General features: G+C 41.2%; 7 protein-coding genes. 3 read left to right on the forward strand and 4 right to left on the reverse strand.

All coding sequences use genetic code 11. From position 1 onward, the window contains the following. Positions 1 to 69 precede the first annotated feature (69 nt). Positions 70 to 747: a DUF1345 domain-containing protein gene (locus NL42_RS13880; RefSeq protein WP_461313173.1), complete on the forward strand. Its 678-nt coding sequence runs from the start codon at positions 70 to 72 to the stop codon at positions 745 to 747. Positions 748 to 804: 57 nt separating this feature from the next. Here the strand turns inward: NL42_RS13880 and NL42_RS13885 are convergent, their stop codons facing one another. The 4 genes from NL42_RS13885 to NL42_RS13900 all read right to left on the reverse strand — a co-directional run bounded on the left by NL42_RS13885 (position 805) and on the right by NL42_RS13900 (position 3,826). Further along, positions 805 to 1,410: a glutathione S-transferase family protein gene (locus NL42_RS13885; RefSeq protein WP_461313174.1), complete on the reverse strand. Its 606-nt coding sequence runs from the start codon at positions 1,408 to 1,410 to the stop codon at positions 805 to 807. A gap of 49 nt (positions 1,411 to 1,459) precedes the next feature. Next, the gene (locus tag NL42_RS13890; RefSeq protein ID WP_461313175.1) at positions 1,460 to 2,152 is read right to left on the reverse strand and encodes a helix-turn-helix transcriptional regulator; all 693 of its coding nucleotides are present in this window, start codon (positions 2,150 to 2,152) and stop codon (positions 1,460 to 1,462) included. A gap of 70 nt (positions 2,153 to 2,222) precedes the next feature. Beyond that, positions 2,223 to 2,897, reverse strand: coding sequence for an HAD-IA family hydrolase (locus NL42_RS13895; RefSeq protein ID WP_461313176.1), 675 nt, complete (start codon positions 2,895 to 2,897; stop codon positions 2,223 to 2,225). Further along, positions 2,894 to 3,826 carry an RluA family pseudouridine synthase gene (locus NL42_RS13900; protein ID WP_252610528.1) on the reverse strand — a complete coding sequence of 311 codons (933 nt, stop codon included), beginning with the start codon at positions 3,824 to 3,826 and terminating at the stop codon, positions 2,894 to 2,896. The genes NL42_RS13895 and NL42_RS13900 overlap by 4 nt, the downstream gene beginning before the upstream one ends. A 721-nt stretch (positions 3,827 to 4,547) precedes the next feature. Between NL42_RS13900 and NL42_RS13905 the strand changes: the two genes are divergently transcribed. After that, entirely contained in the window at positions 4,548 to 7,892 is a 3,345-nt protein-coding gene (locus tag NL42_RS13905) for an Rne/Rng family ribonuclease (protein ID WP_461313177.1), read from the forward strand. Positions 7,893 to 8,083: 191 nt separating this feature from the next. After that, a complete protein-coding gene (locus NL42_RS13910; RefSeq protein WP_461313178.1) occupies positions 8,084 to 9,925 on the forward strand; it encodes a long-chain-acyl-CoA synthetase in 1,842 nt (613 codons plus the stop codon). Positions 9,926 to 10,139 lie beyond the last annotated feature (214 nt).

Here is a 10,139-nt window from a genome sequence, read left to right on the forward strand (position 1 = left end):
ACTAGATATTATTTTCACCATTTGATAAAAAATAATATATTTACCATCTAGTAAAAGGAGATTAGGAAAATGGTTGCAGTATTTCAACATCTTGGACGTAGTGTACTAAACCGCCCTCATTTCTTTATTGCTTTATTAATGGGATTTATTACAGCAAGTATTCTGACATGGTTAACCTCATGGAAATGGTCAACTGTTTTATTAGTCAGCTGGAATACTTCCATTAGTATATATTTACTACATGTTTGGCAGCTCATGAAAAGTGCTGATCATTCACAAATGCAGCAGCAAGCTAAAAAACAAGACGAAAGCAAATGGGTCATTATGCTCATTGTTTTATTAGCTTTAAGCATGTGTCTAGTTGCTATTTTAATACAGCTCTCACAACTTCCTTCTGATCATTCTGCAAAGTTAGGACATGTCGCTTTAGCTTTACTCACTATTGTTTCGGCATGGCTTTTTATGCATACCGTTTTTGCTCTACATTATGCTCATGATTTTTACATGGCTTTATCTAGAAATGAAGAAAACGGTGGTTTAGATTTCCCAGGAACAAAACAGCCCACCTATCCTGATTTTCTATATTTTAGTTATATTATTGGGACTTCTGCCCAAACTGCCGATGTTTCGATTACCACCAAACATATGCGTCTTTTAAACTTATTTCATGCAGTGTTATCTTTTGGGTTTAATACCACCATTTTAGCGATCTGTATTAACGTTGCTGCTGGCTTTCTTACCAACTAAAACTTGTATTTAGAAAATAAAAAGTCACCCAAATGGGTGACTCTGAACAGTCTAGGTTTACAACAATGAGCCCATAGTGCTTTGTTTTAAGCCTTCACGTTGTTTGATGGTTTCAAGATAACGCGTAATGGCTGGATGGGATTCAATAGCACCCATCTTCAATTGCCATAACAGCATTGCTCCAACACTTACATCTGCGGCAGTAAATTGTTCACCACACACATACGGATTTGCTTCACTAAGCCCTTGTACTACAGCTTGATAAGCATCGTTGTAATCACCATAACCCACAAACATTTTTTGCTCAGGTGATACGTCTATTCCAAGAGCTTTATCAACACCAGCAGCTTCCCATGGGCCTGCCATCAAAAATAACCAGCGATAGTACAAACCACGTTTAGGATCATCGAGTGCAGGAGCTAAACCTTTATCAAAAAATTTATCAGCCAAATAAGCACAGATTGCACCCAGCTCATAAATCACGACGTCGCCATCCACCAATACTGGCACTTTTCCAAAAGGGTTAATTTTTAGATATTCCGGTGTTTTCATTTCAGTCTTGTATTCGACTTCAATACGTTCACAATCAACACCTAATTCGACTAAAAGCCAGTCGGCCACAACACCACGTGATTCTTTGTTAGTATAAAGTTTAAGGCTCATTTTTATGGCTCCTTGTTTATCGTGGAACCTAGTCTACAAAACCTCTTTGTCAGTTTTTGTCAGTAGTCTTCGATTCTTGTGCCCACCACTGCTGAAATAATTGTTGCTTAAATGATGGATATAATTCTTGGCTTAGACTCAGCTGTTGAATACGATCAAGTCTAAAATGTCTAAAATCCTGCCTGAGTTCACACCATGCAGCCAATAAAATTTTGTCATTAAAATAACCCAAGGCAAAAGGCCACAAGGTTCGAACACTGCTTCGTTGGTGCTCATCATGATAATGCAGCGAAATTTTGACTTGCTGCCGAATGGCTAAACGCACCTGTTCGACTCGATTTTCATCTACAGGCAGCCATGTATTAAACGCTCTTAAAGTCGTTTGCTGTAATAAATATTGACGATGCTCAGGCAAAACAGAATTCAATTTAGCTAATACAGATGTAGAGGCCGATTGTAACGATTGATCTGGCACACTCTTCAACCAATACAATGCCAAAAAAATAGCTTCGACTTCATTTTCATTGAGCGTCATTGGCGGCAGTACAATATCTTCTTTAAGCTGGAAACCTATACCTGCCGATGCCTCAATGGCTACACCCTGCTCACGTAAGCTATCGATGTCCCGATAGACACTTCGGACACTAATTCCCATACGCTCAGCGAGAACTTGCGCGGTGATTGGATAACGGGCTTCACGAAGTTGTTGTAAAAGATTTAATAGACGAATAGAACGACGCATTTTTCTCTTCTTATTGTTATTAGACATATAATAAGAGGGAATAAATTCCCCCTTCTTATATTATTCTAAATTATGCAACATCTACCGTAGATAACTTTGCATACTCTCTTAAAAAGTTGTGCAGGTCAGGTACATCTTTGGCAATGGTTAAAGGCTGGAACTGTTGTAGAACTTCGATCGAATGCACGCCGTAGCCCACACCAATACGTGGCATGTTTAACCGCTGAGCCATCTCAAGATCATAGCTACTATCACCAATCATTATCGCACGCTCAACACTCACCCCAGTAACTGTTAAGATTTCTTGCAACATGAGTGGATCTGGTTTAGATCTGGTTTCATTGGCTGCTCGAGTCACATCAAAAAGATGAGTACTCTGTGTTTTTGCGATTACACGATCTAACCCACGACGGTTTTTACCCGTTGCAACTGCAAGTTTTAAACCTTGAGCTTTTAAATCATGTAAGAGTTCAGCAACACCATCGAACCATGCATCATTTGTAGAATTCGCAATATAGTGATCGCCATATGCTTTTAGAATTGAATCATGTAACTCAGGTTCTTCTGGGAATAAGGTTTGCATGACTTCAGGCAAGCCTAAACCAATAATGCTTTTTGCTGCTTCATCGGTTAAAGACAATTCATGCTGCTCTGCGGCATGTTGCAAGCTAGCAACAATCTGTCCAACAGAGTTATATAAAGTCCCATCCCAGTCAAAAATAACTAATTCGGTTTTTAGACTCATTTTGCCACTCTCAAAGCCTTTAATAACTGGGTCATGTCTTCTGGCAACGGTGCTTCAATCGGTGGATAACCCGGAATATCTAAACGCATTGCGTGTAAACATAGACGGCGTGCTTCAGGACCAGTGTACGCAGTCGTGTGTCCATATTTGTCATCACCAATCAATGGGTGTCCAATGCTTAAACCATGCACACGAATCTGATGAGTACGACCTGATAAAGGTGACGCATGGATCAATGTTGCATTTTTAAAGCGCTCTGCTACAACCCATTCAGTTTTACTTGGTTTGCCATCTTTAGTCACACGTACACGACGCTCGCCATTTGCCAGCTCATATCGCAATAAAGGCGCATCAATCAGCTGTTTATCTAAGCTCACTTGACCTTTAACAATTGCGGCATAGGTTTTACGAATTTTGTGCTCACGCAACATATCTTGTAGTTGTTTTAATGTGCTACGTTTTTTACTAATCATAACAAGACCTGAAGTATCACGGTCAATACGATGAATAAGTTCTAAATATTTTTTGCCTGTCGCTGCACGTAGTGCCTCAATCAGACCATATGCCATACCACTGCCCCCATGGACAGCAATACCTGAAGGCTTATTGACAACTAATAGCCCTTCATCTTCATACACCACACGGCTTAATAAGCCTTGTGCTACACTGTCACTAACAGGAGCGGCTGTTTCATCTTTTTGTTCGTAACGAATTGGAGCAACACGAATCTGGTCGCCAATCTCAAGTTTAGTCTCAGCTTTTACACGTTTTTTATTTACTCGAACCTGACTTTCACGAATCAAACGATAAATACGACTTTTAGGTACACCTTTTAAACGCGAGAACAGGAAATTATCAATTCGTTGTCCTGCTTGATGTTCATCCACCTCAAACCAAGTGACACTTTGCCATTGCTGTGTAGAATTCATACTAATATTTAAACCTGAATTTTTGCTAAATTTGATTAAAAAATGACCGTTTAGCTTAGTTTTTTCACAAGAAATCTAAGCTTAGCCCATAGGCAGATGCTGCAAGGTTTGATATAGTCAGCGCACGGATACCGCCGTAAGTGAACATCTAATAGGGAATTTCCCTGATTGAAACCTCAATCAAAATGATGCTTTCACCATCAGCTCGGATAGGTCCTAAAGAATTATGCCGACGCCGAAGGCTTATTATATCGGCAAAATGACAAACTGTTGCGTTTAATTCAGTTTGTTCAAAAAAATATGTTACCAACTCTAGTTGGTTATGGAACGTAAACTGATACACATCAGACAAATCGCTCCTTAATGTTGCCTTCAGGCTAAAGCGTTGATGCATTGGAACTGCCGAAAGCACCGATACGATGAACATTCCGTATCAAACTTCTAAAAAGAAGTCACTTCGCGCACAATGACAGTGAAAGTCATTAACCAATGCACCGCTCACCCGCCAGTGAAGCACTAAGGAAGTCCGATTTAAAGGTTGAAGCAGTATTGCCTACATCACAGACGAGAATCGAAGTTCAGGCTAAATGTAGCCGGTAACAGATGACTCAGACCACAAATATTTTGAGATCTGGGAAATGATCCGTCATGTTCGATGTTCGTTCAGCACCTTTAAGTTTGTGCGATATGTTTGTGTGGGTCACTATTAGGTGTCACACCCATGAAACGTATGTTGATTAATGCAACTCACGCAGAAGAAGTCCGCGTTGCACTTATCACTGGTAATCGTCTTTACGATTTTGATTTAGAAAATCGTACCCGAGAACAGAAAAAATCCAATATCTATAAAGGCCATGTAACCCGCGTAGAACCTTCTTTAGAAGCTGTGTTTGTTGAATATGGCGCAGGCCGTCAAGGCTTCTTGTCTATGCGCGAAATTGCGAATAGCTATTTCCAAGCAGACCCGCGACAAACTTCAAACATTCGTGAACTCATCACTGAAGGTACTGAATTACTTGTTCAGGTTGAAAAAGAAGAACGTGGTAATAAAGGCGCTGCCCTTTCTACATTCATCTCACTTGCAGGACGTTATTTGGTTCTTATGCCAAATAACCCGAAAGGCGGTGGTATTAGCCGTCAAATTTCAGGTTCTGTACGTGAAGAATTAAAAGAAATTTTAGCTTCTTTAAATTTACCTCGCGGCATGAGTGTTATTGTGCGTACCGCAGGTATTGGCCGTACTCAAGAAGAATTACAGTTAGATTTACAGCATTTGCTTGACCTTTGGGCACAAATCCAAGGCACAGCAAGTTCTGGTCCGTCTCCAATGCTTGTTCATCAAGAAGCTGGCGTAGTCACTCGTGCTATCCGCGATTACTTACGTGATGACGTTGCAGAAATTTTAATTGATAGCGAACAAGCTTATAACGAAGCATATAACTTTGTTAAAGCAGTTATGCCTCGTCAATTAGACAAACTTAAAACTTATACTTTAAACGAGCCATTGTTTGCTCATTTTGGTATTGAAAGCCAAATTCAAACTGCTTACGAGCGTGAAGTAAAACTTCCTTCTGGTGGTTCAATCGTAATTGACCAGACTGAAGCTTTAGTTTCAATCGACATTAACTCTGCGAAATCAACTCGTGGACATGACGTTGAAGAAACTGCGCTTAATACAAACTTAGAAGCAGCAGAAGAAATTGCTCGCCAACTTCGTCTTCGTGACATTGGCGGTTTAGTTGTTATCGACTTCATCGATATGACTAAAGAACGCAACCAACGCATGGTTGAAGCAAAACTTCGTGAAGCAACACAAAGCGACCGTGCACGTATCCAGTTTGGCCAACTCTCTCGTTTTGGCTTAATGGAAATGAGCCGTCAACGCTTACGCCCATCACTTGAAGAAGCAACCGGATATGTTTGCCCACGCTGTCATGGCACGGGTATGGTTCGTGACTTACGTTCACTTTCGCTTTCAATTATGCGTAAAGTAGAAGAAATTGCACTTCGTGAACGTCATGGTGAAGTACAAGTAGAAGTTCCTGTTGAAATTGCAGCGTTCTTACTTAATGAAAAACGCCACAGCCTTGTTTATTTAGAACAAACTTCTAGTGTTCGTGTGACTATTTTACCTCACCCACACTTAGAAACACCTCACTATGAAATTCAGTACAATCCAGATGGATTTGCACCATCTAGCTATGAGCGTACTGAAGCAACTCGTTCAAGCGAGAAAGAGTTAGGTTATGAATCTTCTGAATGGCATTTAGAAGAAGCAGATCATGGCCATACTCATGCAGCTCCTGCTGCAAACAACACAACCGGTCAAAAGAAAGTAAATCAACCAGCTCAACCTTCTGCTGCTCAACCAAGCACTCAAAAAGCAGCGAGCCCTTGTGCATGGTTAGAGAACCTTTTTGTTCAAAAACAAGCTAAAACTGTTGATCAATCTCGCTCGGCACAGAACGCTGCTGCGACAATTGAACAAATGGTGAATACTGGCGCTGTAAGCCGTGGCCAGTTTGGACAAGTCGTAGTACCAGCAGTTGCTGAAGTTGTTTCGGCGCCATCTAACAATGCTTATATTTCGCAATCTCCTGCTAAACAGGAAGTTCGTGAGAATGTTGAAAAAGACGATAAAGTACAACAACGTCCAAACAACAAAAAACGTAAGCACAAAGAGCAACGTGAACAACATCACCATACTCAAGAGCCACAGCAACTACAGCAGCAACAACCACAACAGGTTCATGAAGAAGTTGTACAGTTATCACGTCAAGAACAACGTGAGTTAAAACGTCAACAAAAACGTCCGCACCCTGATCAGCCACATCCACAACATCAAAATGATGGACAACAAACTGAAAATGCCGTGCCGCGTCGTGACCGTAATAATCAACAACGCCCGAACCGTCCAAATCGCCACCGCGATCCAAGCGTATTAAATGAAAATCAAAATGCGCCGGCACCAGTAGTTGTTGATGAGAAACAAATTAAGGTTGATTTGATTGATGCTCCAAAGCATGAAGTCATGAATACAGCCTTAGTGATCAATGTTGATCAGGCACAAAGTGAAATTATCGCTTTAACTCCTGAGCAGCCTGTTAAACGTACTGAGACAGCACCTGTTGTTGAAGTCGTTCAAGAGTCGGCTCCAGCACCTGTTGCTGTTGTAGAAGAGACGGTAACTGCTGAAGCAGAAGAAACTACTCCTCCAGCACACAACAAAAAACAACCGCAAATTCAACGTGCGAGTAATGATCCTCGCATGCGTCGCCGTGAACAACGCAACGCAAAACGTGCTAAAGCTGCGGTACCGTCTATTGCCCCATCGCAAATTCCAACTTTGGCGCAATACACAATTGGTAGCTTGATTCGTCATGTTTATGGTGAAGACTGCACAGTATTGATTGAACAGTTTGGTTTAGTTCCAACGTTTAATCGTGCATTGCTAAAATTTGCAGAACAGTACGCAAGTACTCTAGTAACAGAAGTCGCGTCTGATGCTGAAGACAAGAAGCCTGTTACTCGTGATGCAGAGCTTCCAAGCAACAAACCATCACAAGAAGCAGAGCCTGCGCCTGTACTTGCATTGACGCCACACAAAGAGTCGACACCACGTGTTGCTAATGATCCGCGTGAACGTCGTCGTTTAGCAAAACTTGCTGCTGAACAAGCTTTTGAGCAAGTTAAACAACAACACTCTGCACCAGAAGAAGCTGCTCCTGTAGCTCCGATTGTTGAAGAAACTATTGTTGCTCCTGTTGCTGAAACGCAAGCACCTGTTGAATCAAAACAACAACCGCTTGAGCTTGATCAGGTGACTGAAGTAGCGCAAAGTGAAACAAGCGTAGAAGAAACACCAGCGACAACTGTGGTTGAAGCTCCGGCTGTGAAACAACCGAGAGCCAAAGCCAAAGCAGCTACAGAACAAGCGGTAGCACCAACAGAAGCTACTGCAGAGGTTGAATCAGACGATTCTAAGGCAGATCTGGACAAACCAAATCGCCCTCCTCGTCGTCCTCGTGGTCGTCCACCAAAGAAAGCAAATCCTGTAGCTGAGTAAATCATTTGCTCAATTGCAGCTAATTTAAACAAACCTAGTCATTTCGATGACTAGGTTTTTTTTGTTATTTTTAACCAATTAGGTTGATTGCACTAGAAGAAAAGTTTTAAAAGCATGGTGAACCATGAAAAATACTGTACTTTTGCCAACGCAACCTTTTTTGGATTGATCGAAAAATAAATAGGATTGATATGAGCCAGACAACACAGACCGATATCATTACGCTTGGTGATGTTGCAACAAGACTTCCTAGCTTCATCCCCAAAGTACCCCATATCCTGAATGGTCTTAAACAGGCTTACTTAAGAACAGCAAATACACCAACGGGATTAGGTGTAGCTTTTGAAAAAGCTGTTAAGCGAAATCCGCAAGGTATTGCATTATTATTTGAAGATCAAAGTTACTCATATGAAGCTTTAAACGAATGGGCTAACCAGATTTCTCATTACTATCTCTCTCTCGGCGCACGTAAAGGTGACGTGATTGCCGTAATGGTTGAGAACCGTTCTGAGCTTATTGCCACGATTGTAGGTTTAGCTAAAATTGGGGTAACTATTGCTCTTGTTAATACCTCTCAAGTAGGTAAAGTCCTCGCTCATAGTATCAATCTTGTCAAACCAATTGCCGTCATTGCAGGTGAAGAAGTTCGAGCGGTAATTGATGAAATTCGTCAGGACCTGAATGTTCCTAAAGACCGTTTTCATTGGTTTGCAGATCAGGCTACACGTCAAAATGCGGGAACAGCACCTCAAGGTTATGCCAATCTTGCAATAGAAATTGATCAATTCCCAAAATTTAACCCATCGACTACGCAATCTGTTCATGGAAATGATGGCCTGTTTTATATTTATACTTCGGGTACTACAGGCTTACCAAAGGCTGTTATTTTCAAACACAGTCGCTGGACGCTCGCATATGGCACCTATGGTCATATTTTAAACCTTGGTCCAGATGATGTGATGTATGTAACTTTACCGCTTTACCATGCAACAGGTGTCGTAGTTTGCTGGTGTGGTGTGATTGCGGGAAGCTCTACCCTTGCAATTCGACGTAAATATTCAACCAGTGCATTCTGGAAAGACGTTCAGAAATTTAATGCCTCTGCAATTGGCTATGTTGGAGAGCTTTGCCGTTACTTAATGGATGCCCCTCCTACAGAAATTGACCGTGCCCACCGCGTAACCAAAATGATCGGTAACGGCATGCGTCCAAACATCTGGGATAAGTTCAAACAACGTTTTGGTGTGCAAGAGGTTCTTGAGCTTTATGCATCAAGTGAAGGCAATGTCGGGTTTAGTAATATTTTCAACTTTGACAACACCGTAGGTTTCTCTCCTACGCCATACGCCATTATTGAGTTTGATAAAGAGAAAAACGAACCTGTGCGCGATAAAAAGGGTTGGTGTAAAAAAGTTAAAGCAGGTGAAATCGGTTTGCTGGTCGGTAAAATTACCAGTCGCTCGCCTTTTGACGGCTATACGGACCCAGAAAAGAATAAATCTGTGATTATGAAGGATGTCTTTAAAAAAGGTGACTCATATTTCAACACAGGTGACCTTGTTCGTAATATTGGTTTCCGTCATGCCCAGTTTGTTGACCGCTTAGGTGATACCTTCCGCTGGAAAGGCGAAAATGTATCTACTACTGAAGTTGAGAACATGGTTTGTGAGTATGACAAGATTGCTGAAGCGGTGGTCTATGGTGTAGAAATTCCAAATACCAACGGTCGTGCGGGGATGGCAGCAATCACACTTGCTGATGGTGCCGAGTTAAATGAGTCTGATTTAACCGAAATGGTTACTATATTTAAAAAATGCCTACCCGCTTACGCAGTACCCGTATTCTTACGTGTGCAAGCTAAAGTTGAAACAACAGGTACTTTTAAATATCAAAAGAATAAATTGAAGGAAGATTCGTTTAATCCAGGCAAAACTTCTGAACGTTTACTCGCTTTATTACCTGGTGCGAGCAGTTATTGTGACGTCACAACTGAAATTTTTGACAACATTCAGGCATATAAATACCGTTTTTAGTTCATTTTTTAGCTAAACAAGAGGAAATCGTGCTTTTTATAGGCAATCATGCAAATGTTTTTGATTTACCTCTTGTGTTAGTTGAATAACTTGCTAAAATACGCGACATCAAAACAAAGGTGGTGTTAGAAAACTTTTAGTTATCTTGCACTTCACATTCAAACAGTGTTTGAATGTTTGTTCAGGGTCGTTAGCTCAGCTGGTAGAGCAGCGG

Source organism: Acinetobacter sp. GN11 (genome assembly GCF_054823985.1).